This is a genomic window from Lysinibacillus sp. AR18-8 (assembly GCF_001705465.1).
Taxonomy (GTDB): Bacteria; Bacillota; Bacilli; order Bacillales_A; family Planococcaceae; genus Lysinibacillus; species Lysinibacillus capsici.
In genome coordinates this window covers 244288-268135 of record NZ_MDGU01000004.1, presented here as the reverse complement: position 1 = coordinate 268135, position 23848 = coordinate 244288, and the positions used below count along the sequence as shown (strand labels likewise).

At 37.0% G+C, this 23848-nt stretch carries 25 protein-coding genes and 1 pseudogene; 21 read left to right on the top strand and 5 right to left on the bottom strand.

Annotated features, from left to right (window positions below):
* Positions 1–10 precede the first annotated feature (10 nt).
* Positions 11–511 (bottom strand): CDP-diacylglycerol--serine O-phosphatidyltransferase, encoded by a 501-nt coding sequence (pssA, locus tag BFM98_RS02785; protein ID WP_048392670.1) that lies wholly within the window; start codon positions 509–511, stop codon positions 11–13.
* 136 nt (positions 512–647) lie between these two features.
* Here pssA and BFM98_RS02780 point away from each other — a divergent pair, with 136 nt between their 5' ends.
* The 12 genes from BFM98_RS02780 to BFM98_RS02725 all read left to right on the top strand — a co-directional run bounded on the left by BFM98_RS02780 (position 648) and on the right by BFM98_RS02725 (position 10350).
* Entirely contained in the window at positions 648–1430 is a 783-nt protein-coding gene (locus BFM98_RS02780; protein ID WP_066036476.1) for a phosphatidylserine decarboxylase, read from the top strand.
* 36 nt (positions 1431–1466) lie between these two features.
* Positions 1467–1988 (top strand): YqeG family HAD IIIA-type phosphatase, encoded by a 522-nt coding sequence (locus BFM98_RS02775; RefSeq protein ID WP_016994153.1) that lies wholly within the window; start codon positions 1467–1469, stop codon positions 1986–1988.
* Positions 1985–3088: a ribosome biogenesis GTPase YqeH gene (yqeH, locus tag BFM98_RS02770; protein ID WP_054550069.1), complete on the top strand. Its 1104-nt coding sequence runs from the start codon at positions 1985–1987 to the stop codon at positions 3086–3088. The genes BFM98_RS02775 and yqeH overlap by 4 nt, the downstream gene beginning before the upstream one ends.
* Positions 3089–3119: 31 nt before the next feature.
* The gene (gene aroE / locus BFM98_RS02765) at positions 3120–3950 is read left to right on the top strand and encodes a shikimate dehydrogenase (RefSeq protein ID WP_066036475.1); all 831 of its coding nucleotides are present in this window, start codon (positions 3120–3122) and stop codon (positions 3948–3950) included.
* Positions 3951–3955: 5 nt separating this feature from the next.
* Positions 3956–4258, top strand: a complete 303-nt coding sequence (gene yhbY, locus BFM98_RS02760; RefSeq protein WP_066036474.1) for a ribosome assembly RNA-binding protein YhbY — start codon at positions 3956–3958, stop codon at positions 4256–4258.
* Positions 4259–4267: 9 nt separating this feature from the next.
* Entirely contained in the window at positions 4268–4858 is a 591-nt protein-coding gene (locus tag BFM98_RS02755; RefSeq protein ID WP_066036473.1) for a nicotinate-nucleotide adenylyltransferase, read from the top strand.
* Entirely contained in the window at positions 4827–5399 is a 573-nt protein-coding gene (yqeK, locus tag BFM98_RS02750) for a bis(5'-nucleosyl)-tetraphosphatase (symmetrical) YqeK (RefSeq protein ID WP_066036472.1), read from the top strand. The genes BFM98_RS02755 and yqeK overlap by 32 nt, the downstream gene beginning before the upstream one ends.
* Entirely contained in the window at positions 5396–5740 is a 345-nt protein-coding gene (gene rsfS / locus BFM98_RS02745) for a ribosome silencing factor (RefSeq protein WP_004226890.1), read from the top strand. Before yqeK ends, rsfS begins: the two co-directional genes overlap by 4 nt.
* The gene (locus BFM98_RS02740) at positions 5741–6478 is read left to right on the top strand and encodes a class I SAM-dependent DNA methyltransferase (RefSeq protein ID WP_066036471.1); all 738 of its coding nucleotides are present in this window, start codon (positions 5741–5743) and stop codon (positions 6476–6478) included. It begins immediately after the preceding gene.
* A 279-nt stretch (positions 6479–6757) separates the two neighbouring features.
* Complete coding sequence (locus BFM98_RS02735) at positions 6758–7384, top strand: helix-hairpin-helix domain-containing protein (protein WP_066036470.1); 627 nt, start codon at positions 6758–6760, stop codon at positions 7382–7384.
* A gap of 105 nt (positions 7385–7489) precedes the next feature.
* Positions 7490–8059 carry a ComE operon protein 2 gene (locus tag BFM98_RS02730; protein WP_004226897.1) on the top strand — a complete coding sequence of 190 codons (570 nt, stop codon included), beginning with the start codon at positions 7490–7492 and terminating at the stop codon, positions 8057–8059.
* Positions 8060–8073: 14 nt separating this feature from the next.
* Positions 8074–10350 (top strand): DNA internalization-related competence protein ComEC/Rec2, encoded by a 2277-nt coding sequence (locus BFM98_RS02725; RefSeq protein WP_066036469.1) that lies wholly within the window; start codon positions 8074–8076, stop codon positions 10348–10350.
* Positions 10351–10378: 28 nt separating this feature from the next.
* Here BFM98_RS02725 and BFM98_RS23275 read toward each other — a convergent pair whose 3' ends face one another.
* Positions 10379–10516: a YqzM family protein gene (locus tag BFM98_RS23275; protein WP_004226902.1), complete on the bottom strand. Its 138-nt coding sequence runs from the start codon at positions 10514–10516 to the stop codon at positions 10379–10381.
* Positions 10517–10681: 165 nt separating this feature from the next.
* Between BFM98_RS23275 and holA the strand changes: the two genes are divergently transcribed.
* Positions 10682–11692: a DNA polymerase III subunit delta gene (gene holA / locus BFM98_RS02720; RefSeq protein WP_066036468.1), complete on the top strand. Its 1011-nt coding sequence runs from the start codon at positions 10682–10684 to the stop codon at positions 11690–11692.
* A gap of 95 nt (positions 11693–11787) precedes the next feature.
* On the opposite strand, the gene rpsT is transcribed toward holA, so the two are convergent.
* Positions 11788–12036: a 30S ribosomal protein S20 gene (rpsT, locus tag BFM98_RS02715; protein WP_004226906.1), complete on the bottom strand. Its 249-nt coding sequence runs from the start codon at positions 12034–12036 to the stop codon at positions 11788–11790.
* A gap of 163 nt (positions 12037–12199) precedes the next feature.
* Between rpsT and gpr the strand changes: the two genes are divergently transcribed.
* The 4 genes from gpr (at position 12200) to lepA (ending at position 19025) form a co-directional block, all read left to right on the top strand.
* Entirely contained in the window at positions 12200–13216 is a 1017-nt protein-coding gene (gpr, locus tag BFM98_RS02710) for a GPR endopeptidase (protein ID WP_066036467.1), read from the top strand.
* A 120-nt stretch (positions 13217–13336) separates the two neighbouring features.
* Positions 13337–14191 (top strand): stage II sporulation protein P, encoded by an 855-nt coding sequence (spoIIP, locus tag BFM98_RS02705; protein WP_225340378.1) that lies wholly within the window; start codon positions 13337–13339, stop codon positions 14189–14191.
* Between the two features lie 593 nt (positions 14192–14784).
* Positions 14785–16680: an acyltransferase family protein gene (locus tag BFM98_RS02700; RefSeq protein ID WP_066036466.1), complete on the top strand. Its 1896-nt coding sequence runs from the start codon at positions 14785–14787 to the stop codon at positions 16678–16680.
* A 518-nt stretch (positions 16681–17198) separates the two neighbouring features.
* The gene (lepA, locus tag BFM98_RS02695) at positions 17199–19025 is read left to right on the top strand and encodes a translation elongation factor 4 (protein WP_004226914.1); all 1827 of its coding nucleotides are present in this window, start codon (positions 17199–17201) and stop codon (positions 19023–19025) included.
* A 109-nt stretch (positions 19026–19134) separates the two neighbouring features.
* Here lepA and BFM98_RS02690 read toward each other — a convergent pair whose 3' ends face one another.
* Positions 19135–19704 (bottom strand): site-specific integrase, encoded by a 570-nt coding sequence (locus BFM98_RS02690; protein ID WP_083225216.1) that lies wholly within the window; start codon positions 19702–19704, stop codon positions 19135–19137.
* A gap of 337 nt (positions 19705–20041) precedes the next feature.
* On the opposite strand from BFM98_RS02690, the gene BFM98_RS02685 reads away from it, so the two are divergent.
* Complete coding sequence (locus tag BFM98_RS02685) at positions 20042–20515, top strand: hypothetical protein (protein ID WP_066036464.1); 474 nt, start codon at positions 20042–20044, stop codon at positions 20513–20515.
* Positions 20516–20659: 144 nt separating this feature from the next.
* Here the strand turns inward: BFM98_RS02685 and BFM98_RS24205 are convergent.
* Positions 20660–20773, bottom strand: a pseudogene (locus BFM98_RS24205) (type II toxin-antitoxin system HicB family antitoxin); the annotation flags it as partial.
* A gap of 142 nt (positions 20774–20915) precedes the next feature.
* Between BFM98_RS24205 and BFM98_RS23265 the strand changes: the two are divergent.
* The 3 genes from BFM98_RS23265 (at position 20916) to BFM98_RS02670 (ending at position 23056) form a co-directional block, all read left to right on the top strand.
* Entirely contained in the window at positions 20916–21257 is a 342-nt protein-coding gene (locus BFM98_RS23265) for a DUF2834 domain-containing protein (protein ID WP_081011009.1), read from the top strand.
* Positions 21258–21390: 133 nt separating this feature from the next.
* Positions 21391–22011, top strand: a complete 621-nt coding sequence (locus BFM98_RS02675; RefSeq protein WP_066036463.1) for an AAA family ATPase — start codon at positions 21391–21393, stop codon at positions 22009–22011.
* A gap of 328 nt (positions 22012–22339) precedes the next feature.
* Positions 22340–23056: a hypothetical protein gene (locus tag BFM98_RS02670; RefSeq protein ID WP_048392161.1), complete on the top strand. Its 717-nt coding sequence runs from the start codon at positions 22340–22342 to the stop codon at positions 23054–23056.
* The last annotated feature ends 792 nt before the right edge of the window (positions 23057–23848 follow it).

Genomic DNA, 23848 nt, shown 5'->3' with positions numbered 1-23848 from the left:
AAATGTGCTGTTACACTTTTTTTAACGTAAATGTACTAATCATGAGTAAAGCTAAAATGGGGAAAAGGAAAAGATAAAATGCCGGATGGAACGTATAAGCTGCGAAATACGTTAAAGTTAAGAACGTACCTGCGGCTGTAATTGGTAAACCTGTGAAATAACCGTTCGCTTCGCTAATATTGAAGCGAGCTAAACGCATCGCGCCACAGACGATAAATAATACGGCCATCATCATGCCGACAAAACCAAAATCAACTAGAACAACTTCATACATTAATAATGCAGGCGCCACACCAAATGATATAATATCACTCATAGAATCTAATTGTTTACCTAATTCTGACACTTGTCCGAGCGCTCTCGCTACCTTACCATCGTAGCGATCAAGAAGAGCTGCTATAAAGATAAACAAGACACTATAGCTATAGTATTCATGTAGAGTGGCCATAATAGCCGCGCCTCCAAAGGACATATTACTAATTGTTATGAAGTTAGCTGCGTGCGATTTCATTTTCTTAACCGTGGTATCCACCAACTTGTGATAAAAAAACAAGGGGGATCACTCCTTTGCACTTAAGATATTGTACCATTATACTTCGAATGCGAAAAAATTGACAGTCTAAATTAATGGATAGGGGTTTTACTGTATGAAAGAAAAACTATATCAACGCTTGATAGAACTAACGAATGGTAAGCAATCTTCCCATCTTTTGCAGACAATAGCAAAAGCGAAGTGGAGTAAACGTATAATACCAAGCTACATGAAGTTATACGATATTAACCTTGAAGAAGTTTCAAAAAAACAACAACAATTTTCATGTTTACATGATTTTTTTACAAGAGAACTTATTGAAGAAGCTCGACCTATTGAAAAAAATCCAACTGTCTATGCCAGCCCAGTGGACGCAAAAGTGGAATCCTTTGGACGTATTGAATGGGATATGACATTTCTTGTGAAGGGTAAGCCTTATGCATTACAAGATTTACTCGGCAATACAGAACGAGCTGCACAATATGCAGACGGACATTTTATTGTTTTTTATTTAAGTCCTGCTGATTACCATCGTATCCATAGCCCGATAGATGGAGAAGTCTTACGACAATATACACTTGGTCAGAAATCTTATCCTGTGAATCAGTTAGGTCTTACATACGGTAAAAAACCAATTTCTCATAATTATCGTTTAGTGACTGAGCTGAAAGCAGCAAATAATCAGCATGTTGCATTTATCAAAGTAGGTGCAACCTTTGTGAATTCCATTGTACTTACCAATACAACAACGAAATGGCAGAAAGGGCAGGAAGTTGGTTATTTCTCATTTGGTTCCACTGTTGTGATGCTGTTTGAAAAGGATACAATTAAATTTACGGATAATGTTGTAAAAGGATGCCCAATTCGAATGGGTGAAGCCTTTGCAAATATGCTATAATGGTCGAATAATACGTTAAGATTAGGGGTCGCTATTTTGTATAATTTTTTATTACCGAACGAATTTGTGACGAATATTTTTGAAATTACGCCGGAAAAGTTACAAGAATTAGGGATTAGAGGAATCATTACGGATTTAGATAATACGCTTGTTGAATGGGATCGTCCAGATGCAACAGAAGAGCTAATCATTTGGTTACGCATTATGAAAGAATCAGGTATTCGTGTTATTATTGCGTCAAATAACAAGGAAGCTCGTGTAAAGCATTTTGCTGAGCCGTTAGGTATCCCTTATATTCACAAGGCGAAAAAGCCACTTCGTAATGCTTTTTATAATGCACTGATTCAACTAGGCTTACGTCCAAATGAAGTAGTAATGGTAGGAGATCAACTCCTTACGGATGTAATGGGCGCAAATCGCTTAGGCTTACACACAGTGCTCGTGAAGCCTGTTGCACAATCAGATGGGCTTGTAACAAAATTGAATCGTTTCATTGAACGTCGCGTATTTAATGATTTGAAACGAAAAGGAATTATAACTTGGGAGGAACAAGAATGATTGAAATGCCAAATTGTATTGGCTGTGGTACAACAATTCAAACAGAAGATAAAACAGCAGTTGGGTATGCACCCCCATCATCATTAGAAAAGGATGTGGTCATTTGCCAGCGTTGCTTCCGTTTGAAAAATTACAATGAAATTCAACCAGTATCGTTAACAGATGACGATTTTTTACGTATTTTAAATGGTCTTGGCACACAGCAAGGCTTAATCGTAAAAATTGTTGATATATTTGATTTTAATGGAAGTTGGCTACCAGGGCTTCATCGTTTTGTAGGGAAGAATCCTGTCCTATTGATTGCCAACAAAGCTGATTTATTACCAAAGTCTGTGAAGCCAAAAAAAGTTATCAACTGGCTGAAACGTGAAGCAAAGGCTCTTGGACTACAGCCTGTCGATGTCCTATTAGTCAGTGCCCATAAAGGCAAAGGGATGGCAGAAGCAATGGAAGCCATCGATGAATATCGTAAAGGACAAAATGTATATGTTGTTGGCTGTACAAATGTTGGGAAATCTACGTTCATTAACCGAATTATTAAGCAGGCAACAGGTGAGGGTGAAGTGATTACAACCTCACATTTCCCAGGTACTACTTTAGACATGATTGATATTCCATTGGATGATGGTAGTGCATTATATGATACGCCAGGTATTATTAATCATCATCAAATGGCTCATCATATTGATGCCAGTGAATTAAAATATATTATGCCGAAAAAAGAAATTAAGCCGAAAGTCTATCAACAAAATGCTGGGCAAACTCTATTTATAGGTGCATTAGCAAGATTTGATTTTATTCAGGGTGATCGTTCTGCCTTTACCATCCATGTGGCAAATGATTTACCAATTCATCGTACAAAGCTTGAGAAGGCAGATGCGTTATATGAAGAGCATAAAGGAGAATTATTGGCACCCCCAACTGCGGACTTTATCGACCAGTTACCGCCATTGGTTCGTCACGAATTTTCCATCAAAGAAGCGAAAACAGATGTAGTATTTTCTGGGCTTGGCTGGATTACCGTTCAACATGCGAATGTAGTAGTAGCAGCTTACGCACCAAAAGGTGTACAAGTTTCAATTCGTCCTTCGCTGATCTAAATGGAGGACATAGTAGAGAGAGGGACTAAAAATGAAGAAATGGTTTGCAGTTATGGGTGATCCAATTGAACATTCAAAATCACCTGCCATGCACAATGCTTGGTTTGAGGACATGTCAATTGATGCGACATATATTCCTTTACATGTAACGCCTGATCAATTAGAATCTGCTGTTGCTGGTTTGAAGACATTAGGGGCAAGTGGCTGGAACGTGACCATTCCTCATAAAACAGCAATCATTCCGTATCTAGACGAGCTAGATGAGCTGGCACAAAAAATGGGCGCAGTGAATACAGTCGTACGAACAACAGAAGGAAAGCTGAAAGGCTATAATACAGATGGTATTGGATTTGTTCGATCACTCGAAGAAGCCGTTGGGGTTTCTCATAAAGACAAGCCTGTATTACTTGTCGGTGCTGGAGGTGCTGCTCGAGGCATTGCCTTTGCTATGCAGCAACAAGGCTATGGTCATGTAACCATCGCCAATCGTACGGTGACGAATGCACAAATGATTATTGATGAAATGGGTATGGGGCGTGCCATTTCATTACAACAAGCGGAAGAAACGCTAGCTGATTTCAGCATTATTGTGCAAATGACATCAGCTGGCCTTTCCACGGGCAATTTTTCAATGCCATTTTCATTAGATCGGCTGATGAAAGAAGCAATTGTTGCGGATATTGTGTATAATCCATTAATGACGCCTTTTTTACAAGCGGCTGAAGAAAAAGGAGCAACGATTGTCACTGGCTTAGGAATGTTTGTCCATCAAGGAGCCATCGCTTTTGAACACTGGTTAGGAAACTATCCAAATACAAATTCAATGATTGCGCAACTGAAGGCGCAATTAGGAGGAAACTAATTTTTATGTTAACAGGTAAACAAAAACGTTTTTTACGTGCAGAAGCACACCATTTAACACCTATTTTCCAAGTGGGAAAAGGTGGCGTTAATGATGAAATGACAAAGCAAATTCGCGAGGCATTAGAAGTACGTGAATTGATTAAAGTACGTATTTTAGATAACTGTGAAGATGATAAACATGAAGTCGCAGAAGCATTAGCCACAGGCGCTCATGCGGAGCTTGTCCAATTAATCGGTCTGACAGTTGTTTTATATAAAGAGTCACGCAATCATAAAAAGATTGTATTACCAAAAGTAACGAAATAAGGTGAGACGATGAAAAGGGTCGGTTTACTTGGAGGTACATTTAACCCACCACATTTGGGTCATCTTTTAATGGCAAATGAAGTATTTCATGCGCTAGAACTTGATGAAATCCGCTTTATGCCTAATGCCATCCCACCACATAAGCATGCACGTTTTGATGCTAGTAATGTTGAACGACTTGAAATGGTAAAACGTGCGATTCGTCCATTTCCTTATTTTTCAGTAGAGTCGTATGAGCTTGAGAAGGGTGGCGTATCCTATTCCTATGAGACACTTTCTACATTGTGTAGAAGAGAGCCCAATGTGAAATTTTACTTTATCATCGGTGGCGATATGATTGATTCGCTACATACATGGCATTGTATAGATGATTTAGTGAAACTTGTTCAGTTTGTCGGAGTAAAGCGTCCAGGGACAGCCGCGGCAACAGAGTACCCTATACGTATGGTGGAAATACCTCAAATCGATTTATCGTCCACACTGATTCGTGAACGCCTGGCTACAGGAGGAACGGTGACATTTCTACTACCAGAAGCTGTAGAGACGTTCATACGAGAGGAAGGTCTTTATGGAACGCGAACAGTATTTAGCGGAGATTAAGCCAAGAATGCCTGAAAAACGTTATATTCATACAGTCGGAGTGATGGAAACGGCCATCAACCTAGCTCATAAATATGGCGAGGACGTAAAAAAAGCTGAAACAGCAGCTATCCTCCATGATATTGCTAAATATGCTGATATTGAGTGGATGGAAAATATCGTTCGTGATGAAAAATTAGATGAAAGACTAATTGGATGGGGTAGTGAATTACTACATGGTCCAGTAGGTGCATATATAGCACAAAGTGAGTTTGGTATCACAGACGAAGAGCTGTTGAATGCTATTCGTTTCCATACAACTGGGCGGGCTAATATGAGCCGTTTAGAAAAAATTATTTTTGTCGCAGATATGATTGAACCGAACCGTCGATTTGATGGAGTTGATCGTCTGCGCAAAAAAGCACAAAAAAATTTGGATAAGGCGATGAGTGCATGTGTACGCCATACTTTGGCATTTTTAATTGACACAAAGCAGCCGATTTATCCTTTATCTATAGAATGTTATAACGATATGATGAACAGAGAGGATAGTGAAGGATGACTTCAACTTTATTACAAGCAGCGTACAAAGCAATTGACGACAAACATGGTGAGGATATTGTCGTTTTAAATATGCAAGGAATTTCCCTTTTAGCAGATTATTTTATCATTGCTCATGGTAATTCAGATCGCCAAGTGCAAGCCATTGCACGCGAATTACAGGATGTAGCTGAACAACAAGGCTATGAAATTCGCCGTGTCGAAGGATTTGATGGAGCTCGTTGGGTACTAGTTGACCTAGGCGATGTTGTGGCACATGTATTCCATAAGGATGAGCGTGCTTATTATAATTTAGAGCGTCTTTGGGGCGATGCACCGCAACTAGACATGCCAGAGGCCTAAGTGAGTTACGAACGCTTTGCTCATGTCTATGATGAGCTGCAAACGGATATTCCTTACAATCTTTATGTAGATTGGGTTGTACAGCATGCACCAAGCAGCCAGTACCCAAAACTGTTGGATATTGGTTGTGGCACTGGTGTACTTAGCTTGTTATTTGCAAAGTCTGGTTATCAAGTCAGTGGAATCGATTTATCAGAAGAGATGCTGTCCATTGGCGCAGAACGCTTTGCTGGTGCAGGCTACCATGCACCATTATACTGTATGTCTATGGTCGAACTAGATGGCTTTGAGGAAATCGATGTTGTCACAATCACAATTGATTCCTTGAATTATGTGGTAGAGGAGCACTCTGTTTATACGACATTAGAACGTATCTATACGGCGTTGCGTGATGGAGGTCAGCTGTTTTTTGATGTTCACTCGTTATTTAAAATGAATGAGATTTTTTTAGATGGTCCGTTCACGTATGATGATGGTGACATCAGTTATATATGGCATACGGAGCCTGCCGACTTTGAACATTCGGTTATTCATCAAATGACCTTTTATGTCCGAGATGACGCAAGTGAATTATATGAACGCTTTGATGAGGAGCACGTGCAACGTACTTACACTATCGAGCAGTATATGGCTTGGTTGCATGCCATCGGTTTTAGTCATGTGGAAATTACAGCAGACTTTACAGATGAGGCACCTGACGAGGAAAGTGAACGCATTTTTATTCGTGCGCTGAAATAAAGAAAAGGGAGCTACACTGTGTAATACGCAGTGTGGCTTTTTTGATGGATAGAAAAGCTAAAGTAGTGGATAGAAAGATTAAAGTAGCGGATAGAACACTTGAACAGGCGGATAAAGAGGCTAAATTGTCGGATAAAACTGGATATAACTAAGAAGATAGCTCTCTTCAACAGGTAAATTGAAACTTCTGACGTTTTTTTATCATTTTCAACCACCCATCCATAGTGTAAGATATATATAACTCCATATGATGACCTTTCGCAAGGAAAGGATGGTACTGTGCTACAATCTTTATGGCAAAAGTACAAAAAAAGTATGTTATTCCCCAGCATACTAGTCGTCAGTGGACTTTGTTACTTCTATTTTTCGAGTTCTGACTCTTCACCTCCCCAAGAAGAGCTCATCGAAACAATCCAACCTATTGAAGAAAAAAATTTGAGTGAATCTGCTGAGGAAGCGGTTATGCAGCAGGTATTTGTGGAAATAAAGGGTGCTGTAATGTATCCAGGCGTTTATGAACTTGAGCAAGACCAACGTATAAAAGATGTTGTACAGCTTGCTGGTGGCTATACAGAGAATGCTGACACACAATTTATCAATCATGCCCAAAAGGTACAGGATGAAATGGTAATCTATATTCCTATCATGGGCGAACAGCTAGAGGAAGGAGCCTCTTCTTTGTTAACGTTACCTACTGAGACTAATAAGGAGCAAAAGATTAATATCAATAAAGCTGATGTAGCAACGTTAGCAACATTGCCAGGAATCGGTCCTTCTAAAGCACAAAGTATCCTTACGTATCGAGAGGAAAATGGGCAGTTTCAAACCATAGATGACTTAAAAAATGTTAGTGGTATTGGTGATAAAACATTTGAAAAGCTAAAGGATGCGATTACTGTAAAGTAATGCTTTTACAGGATGGTATATTGACGCCCCTTTTCTAAAAGGGCTACACTATAGTAGAAAAGCAAGAGAAAGTTAATTAGTTAGACAATTTTTGGAGGTAGTCATATGGAGCGAATTACTTGGGATCAATTTTTTATGGCACAAAGCCATTTACTCGCATTACGTAGTACATGTACAAGACTAGCTGTAGGAGCAACTGTTGTACGGGACAAACGCATCATTGCAGGTGGTTATAACGGTTCCATTACAGGGGACGAGCATTGTATCGAAAAAGGGTGCTATGTGGTTGATAATCATTGCGTCCGTACCGTGCATGCTGAAATGAATGCCTTACTGCAATGTGCTAAATATGGAACACCGACAAAAGGTGCTGATTTGTATGTAACACATTTTCCATGTTTACCATGTACAAAATCTATCATTCAAGCTGGCATAGAACGTGTGTATTACGCAACAGATTATAAAAATAATCCATATGCACAGGAGTTATTTGCAAAAGCTGGAGTGGAAGTAGTTCATGTACCCTTTGATGAACGTAAAATTGATTTTTTACGAGATGACAAACTAGCTTTGTATACAGAAATGCTGCACGAGCTTCGCGAGAGTGGGGTATCTGCTGAAAAATTGCTCCCATATGAACAGAAGGTGAGTGCATTATTTGGCATCAAGCTTTAAAGCATAGATGGATTATGGTAGCTCTTGCTGTATTGATAGCTGCTATTGCAGTATACAAATCAGTATGGCTACTCATTTTTTTACTGCTACTAGTCCTGTGGCTCACCATAAAAGGTGAGTCACGTTTTCTTGGAATTTTTGTGCTAACTAGTGGTCTACTAACTTATTTTTTCCTTTCTATCAATCATCTGACGGAACCTTCCCCTTTACCGTCAACCTTCCCTATAACTTGGTCAAGTGACTATAAAATAAACGGGCAAAAACTCCGTGGGTTTGCTACAACAACAAATGGCCAAAAACTTTACGTAGTTTATACTTTTTCCTCGGAACAAGAGAAAAATTTTTATGAAAATAACTCATTAACTGGAATGACGTATTCTGCAAAAGGTGAACTCGTGACTCCCTCTCCATCTGCACATGCTTATGCCTTTTCCATGTCAAACTATTTAACGAGCAAAGGAGCAACAGGCGTTGTTGAAATCACGAATTGGCATTATGTAGGAAAACGAACCTCCATCTTCACTATTCTTGCCGAAGTAAGACACAAAATGAAAAAGCATATAGAGAGGACTTTTCCAAAATCACTTGTAGCAGAGGCTCAAGCACTTTTAATAGGGGTGCAAGATCAGATGGAGGATGAACTGCAGCGTGCCTATCAAAAGCTTGGTATTACCCATTTATTTGCGATTTCTGGGCTACATGTCGCGCTGATGTCTTGGCTCTTTTTTGAAGGATTACTTAGAATAAGAGTTCGCAAGGAAATGGCTACTATCGTGCTATTGATCCTCTTACCGGTTTATGGAGTTATTGCAGGGGGAGCACCTTCCGTATGGCGTGCTGTTTCTGTAGTAGAATTGATGATGTTACTGCGCTTTTTTAAGTGGGTTCTTTCGATCGATGATGCATTAGCTATTAGCTTTATAGGCTTTGTTTTGCTTGAGCCAGGTGTTATTTTCCAAATTGGTTTCCAGCTATCCTATTTAGCAACCGCTAGTCTTCTTTATTCTGGTATTATTTTTAAGCAGACAAGAACTTGGCTAGGTCGTTCTTTTTTTATCACATTCGTGTGCCAACTGCTCGTTTACCCACTATTACTCCATCATTTTTATGAATTATCTTTATCCTCGTTTTTTGTCAATATTGTTTTTGTTCCACTGTTTTCCTTTATTATATTACCCTTTAACATGATTGCCTTTGTGCTATCTTATCTTTCTTTACCACTTGCTAATGTCCTATTTGCTGGCTATGAACCGCTGCGTAATTGGCTGACCGAAGTAATCTTTTATATGCAAGAGCTTCCTTGGCAATTATGGTCACCAGGCAAACCATCTATTTGGCTGAGCTGCGTGGCGATGTTAAGTGTTTTAGTGAGCTTCTATTATTTGGAAATAAAAAGATTCAGGAAAGCTATTTTGATCCTTGTCATCCCTGTTATTTGGATTCATTTGGCACCCATGTTGTATAACGAAACAAAGATTACCTTCTTAAATGTAGGGCAAGGAGATAGTATTGTCATTGAATTGCCTTTTAGACGAGCTGTCTATGTTATAGATACAGGTGGAGTATTGCGCTTTGAGCAGGAATCGTGGAAGAAAGCAGATAGTCCATATGAGGTAGGGAAGCAAGTTGTCGTCCCATTTTTAAAAGGCAAGGGAATACGAACTATCGATATTTTTATTGCTTCGCATGGAGACGCAGATCATATTGAAGGAGCAGAGGAAGTCTTACAAGAGATTAACATGAAGGAAATACACGTTACACCTGGTTCATTGAATGAGCCTTTAATGGATGATTTATTGCGAGAAGCAAATAAGCGACATATTCCTATTAAAGAAAAAATGAAGGGGACTTCGTGGCATGTAGGGGATACAGATTTTTATTACTTATGGCCTGATGACGCCTTGTATGAGGGAAATGATGATTCTCTTGTCCTGTACATGCAGCAAAAGGCGTTTACAGCGTTATTTACAGGGGATTTGGAGCAATATGGCGAACAACAGCTGATCAAGCGTTATGGACCTTTATTGGCCAATCTCACATTGCTGAAGGCAGGGCATCATGGGAGTAAGACATCAAGCACAGAAGCTTTTGTCGAGCTGCTACAGCCCCAATTAACGGTTTTTAGTGCAGGTCTCCATAATCGTTATGGTCATCCACATGAAGAAGTAGTACAACGTTTTGTCAGTAGAGATTTAGTGACATGGACAACAGGGGTGAATGGATCAATCGAAATACGTATTCGTGATAATCGCTGGTCCGTTAGCGTAAATGAAAAGGGCCTTGTCCAATGACCAAGGCCCTTCTCCTGCATAAGTCCAATTACTGTGATACAAATTCTACTATAGTTGCAATAATAAACATAAGCGTGAAAACGCCAAATGATACACCGAAGCCAACACCAGAATCGATGGCATCGTTACGTCGACATTGTATGTTTTTTCCTTCAAATGGATTCATTGTTATCCCTCCAATTCTGTTATTTATTATAAGACAACATGGTCATAAAAGCTATATCGAAAAGGTGATTTCCCCGTCTGGCAAGGAATCGACACAATTCGGTCAAAGACACAAAGGACTATGAAATCATGTATACTAATAGTATTGCTAGATGGAGGGGAAATTATGATTTCAACGGTTTGGAATACAATAAAAAAAGGTGAGCTTGCACCAGTATATTTGCTTGTTGGTGAAGAAAGCTATTTTATAGATGAAACCATTAAACGTTTAAAAGAGGCATTGGGTCCAGAAGAAGATCTGGAGATGTCCACATTTGATTTAGAAGAAGTACCAGTAGATGCAGTCATGGATGAAGCAGATACCATTCCTTTTTTCTCAGAACGTAAGCTTATTATTGCTAAAAATGCTTCGTTTTTAAAAGCAACCGAGAAAGGGAAGGAAAAAATCGATCATGATGTGAAACGATTGGAAACATGGTTGTCGAATCCTTCTGATTTTTCCGTAACGGTTTTTATTGCTCCTTATGAAAAATTGGATGAGCGCAAAAAAGTGACTAAAATGATGAAAGAGCATGCATTATTTGTACAAGCAGAAACACCAAAAGAGCAGGATTTAGCCTTATGGATTCAAGGCATTGTCAAAACACAAGGTAATAGCATTACACAAGATGCTATTGAATTGCTTGTTACGATGGTCGGAGCCAACATGCTACAATTACAGATGGAAATTGACAAGCTAACCCTTTATTTAGGTGATGGTGGCGAAATTACAACTTCTTTAGTGGAGGATTTGGTGGCAAAAACATTAGAGCAAGATGCCTTTAAAATGCTTAACGCATATTTGGCAAATGACTCTGTCGGAGCCTTGTCTATCTATCATGATTTATTGCGACAAAAACAAGAACCTATTATGTTAGTGGGCTTGCTAGCATCCAATGTTCGTACCATGTCAAATGTTTTTTATTTATTGAAAAAAGGTTATCACCCTCAACAAATCGCTAAAAATTTAAAAATTCATCCGTATCGCGTCAAACTTATGATTGAGCAACGGCATCGGCCTTCAGAAGAAAATTTGCTACGGGCATTATATCAATTAGCAGAGGTTGATTTACAGCTAAAATCGTCTGGTGGAAATCGAGAGCGCTATCTAGAGCTATTTTTATTGCGCCAACTATAGGCAAAGAAAGCTGTCCAATAAGGACAGCTTTTTATGTTCTCTATAAAATTAAAAAGATCAGCTACTCCTAATAGAGTATCTGATCCTTTAAACAATTACGCTTTTTTAGCAAGGCGAGACTTTTTACGAGCCGCCGCGTTTTTGTGGATAAGTCCTTTTGAAGCTGCTTTATCTAAAGATTTGAAAGCTGCTTGTAAAAGTTCTTGTTTGTTTTCAGCGTTAGCAGCAACAGCGTTTTCAGCTTTTTTCACTGTAGTACGCATTGCAGATTTAGCTTGAGAATTAGCAATGTTAGCTTTTTCGTTAACTTTTACGCGTTTAATCGCAGATTTAATGTTTGGCATATATTTCACCTCCTAAATTAGGTACGAGATGATATCTTCTCATTGATTTCTTGTGTCAATACAACAAAAATCATTTTAACAAACGCTTGGCCAAATTGCAATAGATAAATGCAAAGAATATTTACTTGACAGTTTGAACAAACTACAGCTTGAGGTGAACTGTATGCAAAATTTTAATTGGCAACGAACAGATTTAATCGATGAATCAGAAGAGGTAGTTGTCCATCAGACCAAAGAGCAAAAAGAAAAGCTTGAACAATCAAGTGGCATTCAAATTGAAGATCGGAATGCTGGTAGAGTAAAAATTACAGATGTTCTTGTAGATGCTGAAGGGGAAAAGCAAATTGGTAAAAAAGAAGGGCAGTATATTACCCTCTCTGTCCCGACACTAACATTAGAAGATCAAGAAGGCTTTGCACAACTTGAACAAGAATTGCTTGTAAATTTCAAAAAAATGCATGACGCACTTTCTTGGCAAGAAGACGATAAAATTTTAATAGTCGGTTTAGGAAATCGCACTATTACACCCGATGCAATTGGTCCCTATTTAATTGACCATTTGCATAGTTTAGATGTCATTGATGAAAAATTTGTCATGTATGCTCCTGGTGTAACAGGACAAACAGGCTACGAAACAGGTGAGTTTGTGGCTGCTATTGCTGAACGTCTGCAACCAAAATTAATCATTGTAGTAGATGCACTTGCTACAAGAGCGAGTAATCGACTCTGTAAAACGATTCAATTAACAGATACAGGCATACATCCAGGTTCAGGAGTAGGCAATCAACGGCAAGAGATTTCCTATGAGATGCTTGGCATTCCCGTAACAGCAATAGGGATCCCTACTGTAGTAGATGCACCTGTATTAATTGCGGATGCGGTAGAAACTATGCTCCGTTCGATAGCTGCTCGTGTGGCTGAACGCAGTAAACCGTCATCGAAGCTTTCATTATCCTCATGGCAACCAGATATCAACAAGGAACTGGATATGACATTAGTACAACCTATATTTGGAGAATGGGCGACATGGACGAAGGAGGAGCGGCAGCAGCTGTTTGAGGAAACCTTCGCTGGCTCCCACACACAACTGATGGTTACACCAAAAGAAGCAGACTATTGGATTGATCGCTATGCAAAATTAGTGGCTTCTATGCTAATGAATTGGGCAAGTGATTTATAAAATAATGAAGAAACAACGCTTAGAGTAGTCCTTCTAAAACACGCTTATTTATGCGTAAAACAAGAAATTTATTTTCGTTCTAATTAACATCCCCCCTCCATACGATATGGGGAGGAGGGTGTGACTTTGCTAAAAAAACTACAATGGTCATTTGGTATATTATTGTTCTTTTTCGTATTACCTGTCATTGCTGGGCAACTTCCGTTCAACAAGCAAGCATCGACTCCGATCAAACAATCAGAAGATAAGCAAGTCGTGTTTGCTGCTACCAATTTAGCTGAACAAAGTGTACTGGAACAAACGAAAGAACCTGAACCAGATCAAGCCCTAGACCCGGACCCATTTAAAGTGTTAGTGTTATTTACCCATACGCATGAAGCATATGAACCTATGGTGAAAGCAGTGAGTGGTAAGGTAGCGACTTCTCATGAAACGGTCAATATTATGAGCCTGAAGGATAAGATTGTGAATCATTTTAATGTAAATGGTTTAAAGACGGATGTTCTTGATGTAGATATTATGAAGAAATTACAAGAAGAAGGTAAAGGCTATCATGAATCTTATAATGTGATGAGGCCATATTTAAGTAAGCATTTAGAAACAAATAATTATGATTTAATAGTTGATTTACATCGTGACTCATTAAAACATGATCTTACAACGATCTCATATAATGGGGAAAATTATGCGAAAATCGCTATTGTTGTTGGGGCAGAACATGCTAATTACCGCTGGAATACAGCCTATGCTGAAAGTTTATCATCCACACTAAATGCCATCGTTCCAAAAATTTCTAAAGGGGTTATTTCTAAAAGTGGTGATGGGGTTGATGGGCGATATAATCAGGATTTAGCAAAGCAAATGATGATTATTGAGATTGGTGGAATTGGTAATACTGAGGAAGAGGTTAATCGTACGATTGCTGTAATTGGTAAGGCAATATCAAAAGCGTTTGTCAATGATTCAACAAAATAGACCAATCATATTAAAAAGTGGGACTCTTGTGGGCTCACTTTTTTAATATTGTATGATAATAAAATTTCCAGAAATAATTCTCATTAATTGTCTTTCCATTGCTCCATTCTTGTCTTATAATTTTCAAGTTGGCTCTCGAATTTCATGATAAAACGTTAAATGAAGGCATATGCAAATAAAGCAAACTTACTTTTGGAGTATATACCATTTTTGGGAATGCCTCTATAGCAAATATACATATGAATTTTTAGAAGACTAAAAATGATAACGTTTCATTTTTCTCTCAAACTTTTATCGTATTTCAATCGTCAAACATATAAGTGAATAAGCAAAAATAATAGAGAGGGGATGGTTATCAATCCAAAAGGTTCTATTACGTGACAACAGGTTTTATCTTGATGCAGAAGGGAATACCTTCAAAAAGCGATACTCCTTGTAGCATTTGGATGTAACTAACATCATTTAACCAAAGCCGTGTGCGGTTATTACAGATTGTGACAGCGCTTTTAGATTGACTTCTACTTTGTACAGCTAGAAAAAACCAACACATTATACCGAAACGAAATTGAGAGATTATTGAAGGAAGGAATAGTATGTCAGGCAAGTCATTAAATCATCGTTATATTCCTGGACTAGACGGGATTCGAGCATTGGCTGTATTAGCAGTTATTGCTTATCATTTTAACTTCAGTTGGGCTAGAGGTGGCTTTTTAGGAGTAGATATCTTCTTTGTATTATCGGGCTATTTAATCACCTCTACCATCTTACCTTTAAAGGGCAATCAATTAACAGTCAGCCTAAAGAAATTTTGGGTGGGACGATTTAGAAGGCTACTACCAGCTGCCTACGTTATGATTGTTACATCATTTGTTTGGGCAATGCTCTTTCATAAAGAGCTTCTCCATACTTTGCGCGGGGATGCATTGTCCTCCATTTTTTATTCAAGTAATTGGTGGTTCATTTTTCATAAACTCTCTTATTTTGATAGTTTCGGTTCTCCATCACCTTTAAAAAACCTATGGTCATTAGCTATTGAAGAACAATTTTACTTGATATGGCCATTGCTCTTAATGATTGGACTTTTTGTTGTTAAAAAACAAAATAAACTAGCAAATATCATCTTTTGTGGTGCCCTTTGTTCAGCATTCGTAATGGCGTTACTCTATCAGCCAGGCGCTGATCCTAGTCGTGTTTATTATGGAACGGACACACGTTGTTTTGAATTATTAATAGGCTGTTGGCTAGCACTTGTTTGGCCAATGAAACGACTATCTTCTCAAAAATTATCAGCGAACCATGTGAAGAAACTAAATATTATGAGTTTCATTGCACTTACTATTTTTTTAGTAAGCATAGTGTATGTGGATGAATATCAATCCTTTCTTTATAGAGGAGGCATGTTTTTATTTTGCTTGAATGCTGCCGTTTTGATTGCATGTATTTCTCATCCGGTCAGCATACTAGGAAAAATATTAGCATGGAAGCCATTATGTTGGATAGGCTCTCGTTCCTACGGCATTTATCTATGGCATTATCCTGTCATGGTTTTAGGGACACCCATTCATGAAATTGGTAATCCTTCCTATTGGCGAATATTCCTGCAGCTTTTACTAATCCTGATGATTGCAGAGCTATCCTATCGCTTCATTGAGATGCCCATCCGGAAAGAAGGGTTCCGAGTTTATTGTCAAAAATATCTGATTTGTAATAAAAACAAGTGGGGAAGCCTTACTTTTCCACGAAAAATATCAACGGTTATGGTTCCTCTTTTTCTGCTTGTATTTTTCACAGGCATGACAGGTGTAGTGGGTGAAAGTCAGCAAAACTCATCTAAAACGCTGCCAACAACGATAAAAATTAATGGCGAAGAGCCTACAGCCAATCTGAACAAGCAGGACAAACAAGCTGAAGCCTCTACCGACAAGCCTTCTCAAAGTAAGGATGAGGGAGTAGAGGATGTTCAAAAGATAGAAACACCTAAGCAAGAAGAAAATAACACCATTATAGAGCCTGAAAAGGATGAGTTTTATCGTGGCATACTAGCCATTGGTGACTCCCTAATGATTGATATTGCACCGAGCTTACATAATATGTATCCGACTATTACAATCGATGGAAAAATAGGCCGTCAAGTTTCGCAAGCTGTAAAACTTGCACCAAATTATGCAAGTTTTAATCAACCTAATCATGCAGTCATTCTTCAATTGGGGACAAATGGTTATTTTACGACTGACCAAATGGATGCACTCCTTGAAGCTTTTTCAAATGCCGATATTTATTTAGTGAATACACGTGTGCCGCGATCTTGGGAAGCAAAGGTGAATGAAGCTTTACTGCAAAAAGCACAGGAACATGAGCGAATAACACTAATTGACTGGCATGTAGCAGCAATCAATCACCCTGAATACTTTGCCCCTGACGGTGTACATTTAGAGAAAAAAGGGATAGAAGTTTTAACAAAGCTCATTCAACAATCCTTAAATAAATAAAATAAAAAAGGTCAGTATACACAGTTTTATCTGCGTAGCTGACTTTTTCTATATCTTAGAAAGGGAGCTATTTGCTCTACCTATATTTATTCTATTAGTTGTTCCTGTATGGTAAGCTTGATATTTGATCTGTTCCATTATGTGGAAGATGGTGCGATGTCCATTCTTTCTTTTACTAATCATAGTTTAGGTTTATAAAAATGGGATTGTGTTTACGCTTTTTAGCAATATGGATGATGATATCTTTTGGAGATAGCGTGCTTTTCTTGGTTGATCAGGCGAAGATTCATCCATCGAATCTCTCCTCATGTCGAGTAGACGCATTTTCATTTCCACTGCTACACATCGAGTACTACTATAGCTGATTTGTCTGCATTTATATACTTAATACTGTAAAATTTAAAAACGACATGAAACACTGAAAGTATTGATATTATAGGCTTTCAAGTCTAGTTGCTGTTGTACTTTGCGTTATGTTCATAGTATAATTCATTATAGTTTAATTAGGAGTGGAAAAGATGAACCGAGAAGCACGTTTAAAACGACAAGAGAATATACGAAATTTCTCTATTATTGCACATATTGACCATGGGAAATCAACGCTTGCTGACCGTATTTTAGAGCAAACAAAATCTTTAACTTCCCGTGAGATGAAGGCACAGCTCCTCGACTCAATGGATTTAGAGCGTGAGCGAGGCATTACAATTAAGTTAAATGCAGTTCAATTAAAGTACGAAGCAAAAGACGGCGAAGTGTATACATTTCATTTAATCGACACACCAGGACACGTCGATTTCACATATGAAGTATCACGTAGTTTAGCTGCTTGTGAGGGTGCCATATTAGTTGTGGACGCAGCACAAGGTATTGAAGCACAAACACTAGCAAATGTTTACTTAGCACTAGACAATGATTTAGAAATTTTACCTGTAATCAATAAAATTGATTTACCTGCAGCTGACCCTGAACGTGTACGTCAAGAAGTAGAAGATGTTATTGGATTAGATGCCTCTGAAGCAGTATTAGCTTCTGCGAAAGCAGGTATTGGTATCGAGGATATTCTAGAGCAAATCGTAGAGAAGGTACCAGCGCCAACTGGTGATCCAGATGCACCACTACAAGCTTTAATTTTTGACTCTGTTTATGATGCCTATAAAGGTGTTATCATTTCGATTCGTGTCATCAATGGTACTGTCAAGCCTGGCGATAAAATTCGTATGATGGCAACAGGTGCGGAATTCGAAGTTATTGAAGTTGGGGTACATACACCAAAAGTTGTGCCACAGGCTGAGTTAACAGTGGGTGATGTAGGTTATTTAACCGCATCTATCAAAAATGTAGGGGACACACGTGTAGGGGATACTGTAACCTATGCAAATCGTCCTGCAGCTGAGCCATTAGCTGGTTATCGCCGTTTGAACCCAATGGTCTACTGTGGTTTGTATCCAATTGATACAGCCAAATACAACGATTTACGTGAAGCGTTAGAAAAGCTAGAGTTAAATGATTCTGCTCTACAATATGAGCCAGAGACATCGCAAGCACTTGGTTTTGGTTTCCGCTGTGGATTCTTAGGATTACTACATATGGAAATTATTCAGGAGCGTATTGAGCGTGAATTTAATATCGACTTAATTACAACAGCACCTTCCGTAATTTACAATGTTCATATGACAGATGGTACTGAGCTGAAAGTCGATAATCCATCCTTTATGCCAGACCCTCAAAAAATCGATCGTGTTGAGGAACCATATGTGAAAGCAACAATCATGGTACCAAATGATTATGTGGGAGCGGTTATGGAACTTTGTCAAATGAAGCGTGGTAATTTCATGACGATGGATTATATTGATACATCGCGTGTAAGTATTATTTATGAAATGCCATTATCAGAAATTGTCTATGATTTCTTTGACTATTTAAAATCAAATACAAAGGGCTATGCATCATTCGACTATGAACTTATTGGTTACCAGCCATCGAAATTAGTGAAAATGGATATTTTATTAAATGGTGAGCAAGTCGATGCCCTAAGCTTTATCGTACACCGTGACTTTGCCTACGATCGAGGTAAAATCATCGTAGAAAAATTAAAAGAATTAATCCCACGCCAACAATTTGAAGTACCAATTCAAGCAGCAGTTGGACAAAAAATCGTGGCGCGTTCAACAATTAAAGCCATCCGTAAAAACGTATTAGCGAAATGTTATGGTGGAGATATTTCCCGTAAACGAAAACTTCTTGATAAACAAAAAGAAGGTAAAAAACGTATGAAACAAGTAGGCTCAGTCGAAGTCCCTCAAGAGGCATTCATGGCTGTGCTGAAGATGGATGATTCGAAGTAATATTGATATAACAGGGTTTATAGGGGTTTTTAATAATTGATTTTATATCAATTTGGTGGGGTTTCCCACCAATTCCCCACCATAAAAAAATAAGTTAGAAATTCTTTTCTTATATATCTTGAGCAAATGAGTCAAAGATGTTCGCAGCATCTCTAGCCATTTTCTCAGTGAGGTGGACATAGCGATCTTCTGTTACAGTAGCTCGACTATGTCCTAATCTTTTTTGTACTGTTTTAACAGATGTACCATTTTCGATTAAAGTTGTAGCATGTGTGTGGCGTAAGGAATGATAGTTAAAACTAATATTTAACTTTTCGCTTATTTTTCTAGTATTATATTTAATTATACTTGGCGTACAATGTTCGCCATTTTTTTTACATACATAATCATGTTCAGAATCCTTTTGATAAAACTTACTATATTTTAAACGATTTTCTATTTGTGCTTTTTTAATACGTTTTAGCATTTCTGCGAGCATATTACCAAATGGAATTGTTCGATAACCAGCCTTTGATTTTGGAGGTCTAGGTTGCCATTGTGCTTTCCCATTTTCAACTTTAATACCAACTAATTGTTGTTCAACCTCCAATGTCATTTCTTCAAAATTTATGTGTTTCCATTCAAGTCCACAAACTCCTCCTACACGCAACCCGCAGTGTAAATGGAGATTTAAAAGGATTAGAAATTATCATTGCACAAAGTAGCGCTTAACAGTAGGGGCCGGTTACCTTAATTGGTAATGGTTTTTTTTTACAAACATAGAATCAAATTATGCAGTCCTACTTAATAAAAATACTGATGTTATCGATACAGTATATAATCAAAAAGAAAAGAAATTGAAACGGTTAAAAAGCAATTGGCAGTACAAAGGAGATATTAAGTAAAAAAAGCACTACGGGAGATCCAGTATAAAGGTAATTCATATATAACATTACAACAATTCATGGTATAGTCACTGTGGATTGTTGTAATTTAGTTAATATAACTATTGCTAATAGTGTAAAGGGGTTTAAATTATGGCTTTATTAAAAGATTATAGTGATCAACCTAATTGTGAAGTTGAAATAAATTTAGTTTTAGTTAATGAATCTAGTGTGAAATTTAATATTCTATTTCGATCAGGTCATAGTTTTCCTGAAATAAGTTCTGAAATAGTTTGTATGAGTAGAGACTTTTTTAAATTATTAGAAGATCTAAGACAAATTGATACTAAACATCTAAGTATGTTAGAGGCCCATGATCCTGGTTTATGTATTTATCATATCCCACTATTTGGTTCTTATTATTACCCTGGACATGGTTTTCTTCAAGTACCTGAACATGAAAGAGACGAATGGGAACCTTATTATAGACTAATTTTTGTGTTAGATGCTGGGGAGAGAAATAATCATAGTGCATCAGAAACTGGGCCTGCACTATGTTTAAAAGTGAAAATGGAGCAAATTAACGAATTTGTAGAGACCCTAATATCAGAGGCAAATAGCTTTTGAGTTTATAATAAAAATCAATGTAGTAGGATATTTAACAAATAGAACATAATAAAGCCTTTAATATAAAAGTTGAATAATTTTTAATCAGTTACCAAAATAAAGACCAGGCGCTCATTTGAAAGTGAGTACCTGGTCTTTTTTTGTTTATTGTTCTTTTCTAATGATTCCTAAGCGTTCTTTTATGACGAACTGAAGTAATTGAGAGAAATTTATATTTTCATTTTCAGCAGCATCATTTAACCATTTAGGAATAGTTAAAAGACAATTGGTTGGAATGGTAAATGGAAATATTTATATTTATATTTAAATTATTTTTTATGAGGTATGATTAAACTGAAAGAGTTTAATTAAGAAGTATATTATTTGTGAAAATCATATAAAGAGGGGAAGTTTAATTTAAATGAGAAAAGTGTACTTGTTATTTGCGATTATCGGCACAGTATTCCCGTATTATTTTTTGGTGCAATTCTTGAACAAAAACGGATTTGATTTAGGGTTATTAGTAGATTTATTATTTGCAAACTCGATATCGACCTTCTTCGCTGTTGACTTTTTTATTTCATGCTTTGTTTTTATAATCTTTATGTTTAATGAGTCAAGAAAGTATAACATTAAAGAAAAGTGGATATGTCTATTAACTTTGTTTACAGTTGGTTTATCGCTGGCATTACCGTTATTTTTGTTTTTCAGAGAGTCATACATAAAGAAAGAAGTGTTGTTAAACTCCAATGAAAGAACGTGAAAATCTTACATTTTCTATGGTGTTGTATTGATTTTGTGTTACATGGATGGCAAACGGAGCAGGTTAGTTTAACAACCGTAAATAATTCTACAGTCCTTATTTAGATAGAGATTACATTAATTAGGGGGAGAAAATGAGTGATTTTAGAGGGATAATCTTAGAAGGCTATTCGAATGCTGGAAAAACATCAGTCTTAAAAGCGTTGAAACAACTTCACGCAAGTGATGATGCCGAACGTAGTGTCATAGTTCTCAGTGAGCATTATTCGCAAGTATTACACAAAGTAAATGGTGAATTAAAGTCGTTAAGTCGAGAGGAACACTTACAAGTCTTAAGAGAAAGAGTCACGATGTTGAAAATGTTAAATAATTGGTCAAGAGAAATTGGACAAACTCAACGTTCAAAAGGCTTATTCTTTATTTTGGAAAGGTTTCATTTAAATCATCGAGTAGCATTTTCTCATTCAATATCAGATGACATTAAGGAATTAGAAGCCCAGTTACTTGGAATGGGAGCAAGATGTACTTTGTTAACTGTATCACCAGAGAATTTAGAGGAAAGAATAAGTAGTAGAAATCCCAATGAATGGGAAGGGAAAACCATGCAAGAAATGAAATTAGCGTGTGAATTATTATTAGACCAACAACAAGAGTATAGGAGTCAAGCTGAAAATTCAATCATACCTACAATTGAAATAAATACTGATAATAAAGATTGGGATTCCTACGTAAAACAGATTTACTTATTCAACTAACGGAATGCTTTAATTAAATACACCATAAAAGACCACTCCAAAATGGGTGGTCTTAAATTTTTCCCCATCAAACCTATAGCAAGGCTGGGGAGCGGTCTAATATGAAGTCTAATCATGCATTTCATATAAAAGAAACCCCATATAAAAAACGTTCAGTACCTTTTTATAATTGATTAAATATAAGTGATAGTCTTCCAAAAAATATAAATAGACCTAATTTGGAGAATTGGCTTTTATAATAAATGGAAATAGTTATCCAAATAAACTTTATTTGAGGTATTATTAAAAGAGTTCGAACAAAATTGAACTAGAGGGAGGAGTATGTAATATGAAAATACAAAGCGTTATTATAACAATTGTCGCACTTTTATTTGTAATTATTGCAGGGTGTAGTTCAGAGACAGAAGAAGAGTCTATGGGCGAAGTTGAAAAGGAAATTCATACGCAAGAACTAGTAGAGTCTATGTTCAGTGAGGACAGCCTGGAGGCAGCGAAAGAAAGAATAGAGGAACGGGGCGGCTCAGTTTATATGATTCCACCACCTGAGCATACTGCTATCGGAGAAAATCAATCAACTGTAGTAGAACTTAAAGAGTCGGACATTTTAGACGGAGAAGATTCTAGTTTTGAAAATTATGACAACGTAGGAGAAATACGTCTTGATACGTTAGAGCTGGACTCTACTTTTGAGGAGCAAGATACATATATTAATGTCATGCTTACAGAATTAGGAATGGAGAAAGCTTATTATGCAATGCGTAAAACTTTATTGTGGACAGCCGGTAATCCTCCAGATGGACTCGAAAAACATAGTGATGGCACTCTATCTTTTTATCTAAGTAAATACTCTGAGCTTATAAATTGTCACTTTCAGAGCGCTAACCCTGACGTGAAAGAAAAAATTATCAGAAACATGCAGAACGCTTATAAAAACAATACACCTATAATTGTCTATGGAGAATTTGAGGAGTTTCTAGACGAAGAAGGATACTCTGGCTATCGTCTTATCATACATCGAATAGGCTTTAAAGAGGTCATAAATTAATAAAAGAATTTGATAAAAATCTTGAATTATTCATGGAAATGATGTTTAGAAACCTGCCAATTAAGACCACTCTGTTGTGGGGGACTTCAATGTTTTCTTCCACCTTCATGTCACCGTGTTGAGAGAAGAAACATGACCTATAGAAAAATATAATGAGCATTTCTGCGAGCTTATTGAAAATTGTGTTGGAAAAGGTAATCGGTAATATGATAAATGCATATAAAAAAGAGGAACTTCGGAATAAAATTTGGTGCTTCCTTTGATTCCAAAAAAACCATTATTTAACTCTTCAAAATGGTATAATACATACACAACATAGTAATTAGTCATAATAATGCCCAGTTACTTGTTTTTAATTGAATACTTGGGCATTTTTTGTTTTGGCTACTATCCTCTGCTTTTTTTTCAGATAGTTTACAGTGAATCTTTTCAAAGGTCTCGAATCTCCTACTTTTAATTAAGTTATTTTTCCTTACTTTTTTCTTTTTCAATCTTTCTAAATAATAAATAAACTATTGAAATTATCATATAAAGTATGACAAAATTTAGAAGCACGCTATTTTCACTTTTACTGGCTATATATACGTATAACCCTATTACCACCGCTAATATGAATGATTTGTATATTGAAATCATATTACTTCCACCTTTCTCAATATTAGAAATAATTTTATAGTACTTTCATATAATTTTATATTAATATCCCTTTGTAATTGCAATCTCTTTAATTTTCGGAAAAATCAAATTATTTGCAAAGTGCAATTTAAAGATTTTACGAAACGATCCGTAGCT

What these genes read in the sequence shown, in the direction of transcription:
- pssA (WP_048392670.1), bottom strand. Translation starts at nt 511, where the DNA reads ATGAAATCGCACGCAGCTAACTTCATAACAATTAGTAATATGTCCTTT.
- BFM98_RS02780 (WP_066036476.1), top strand. Translation starts at nt 648, where the DNA reads ATGAAAGAAAAACTATATCAACGCTTGATAGAACTAACGAATGGTAAG.
- yqeH (WP_054550069.1), top strand. Translation starts at nt 1,985, where the DNA reads ATGATTGAAATGCCAAATTGTATTGGCTGTGGTACAACAATTCAAACA.
- aroE (WP_066036475.1), top strand. Translation starts at nt 3,120, where the DNA reads ATGAAGAAATGGTTTGCAGTTATGGGTGATCCAATTGAACATTCAAAA.
- yhbY (WP_066036474.1), top strand. Translation starts at nt 3,956, where the DNA reads ATGTTAACAGGTAAACAAAAACGTTTTTTACGTGCAGAAGCACACCAT.
- BFM98_RS02755 (WP_066036473.1), top strand. Translation starts at nt 4,268, where the DNA reads ATGAAAAGGGTCGGTTTACTTGGAGGTACATTTAACCCACCACATTTG.
- yqeK (WP_066036472.1), top strand. Translation starts at nt 4,827, where the DNA reads ATGGAACGCGAACAGTATTTAGCGGAGATTAAGCCAAGAATGCCTGAA.
- rsfS (WP_004226890.1), top strand. Translation starts at nt 5,396, where the DNA reads ATGACTTCAACTTTATTACAAGCAGCGTACAAAGCAATTGACGACAAA.
- BFM98_RS02730 (WP_004226897.1), top strand. Translation starts at nt 7,490, where the DNA reads ATGGAGCGAATTACTTGGGATCAATTTTTTATGGCACAAAGCCATTTA.
- BFM98_RS02725 (WP_066036469.1), top strand. Translation starts at nt 8,074, where the DNA reads ATGGTAGCTCTTGCTGTATTGATAGCTGCTATTGCAGTATACAAATCA.
- BFM98_RS23275 (WP_004226902.1), bottom strand. Translation starts at nt 10,516, where the DNA reads ATGAATCCATTTGAAGGAAAAAACATACAATGTCGACGTAACGATGCC.
- holA (WP_066036468.1), top strand. Translation starts at nt 10,682, where the DNA reads ATGATTTCAACGGTTTGGAATACAATAAAAAAAGGTGAGCTTGCACCA.
- rpsT (WP_004226906.1), bottom strand. Translation starts at nt 12,036, where the DNA reads ATGCCAAACATTAAATCTGCGATTAAACGCGTAAAAGTTAACGAAAAA.
- gpr (WP_066036467.1), top strand. Translation starts at nt 12,200, where the DNA reads ATGCAAAATTTTAATTGGCAACGAACAGATTTAATCGATGAATCAGAA.
- BFM98_RS02700 (WP_066036466.1), top strand. Translation starts at nt 14,785, where the DNA reads ATGTCAGGCAAGTCATTAAATCATCGTTATATTCCTGGACTAGACGGG.
- lepA (WP_004226914.1), top strand. Translation starts at nt 17,199, where the DNA reads ATGAACCGAGAAGCACGTTTAAAACGACAAGAGAATATACGAAATTTC.
- BFM98_RS02685 (WP_066036464.1), top strand. Translation starts at nt 20,042, where the DNA reads ATGGCTTTATTAAAAGATTATAGTGATCAACCTAATTGTGAAGTTGAA.
- BFM98_RS23265 (WP_081011009.1), top strand. Translation starts at nt 20,916, where the DNA reads ATGAGAAAAGTGTACTTGTTATTTGCGATTATCGGCACAGTATTCCCG.
- BFM98_RS02675 (WP_066036463.1), top strand. Translation starts at nt 21,391, where the DNA reads ATGAGTGATTTTAGAGGGATAATCTTAGAAGGCTATTCGAATGCTGGA.
- BFM98_RS02670 (WP_048392161.1), top strand. Translation starts at nt 22,340, where the DNA reads ATGAAAATACAAAGCGTTATTATAACAATTGTCGCACTTTTATTTGTA.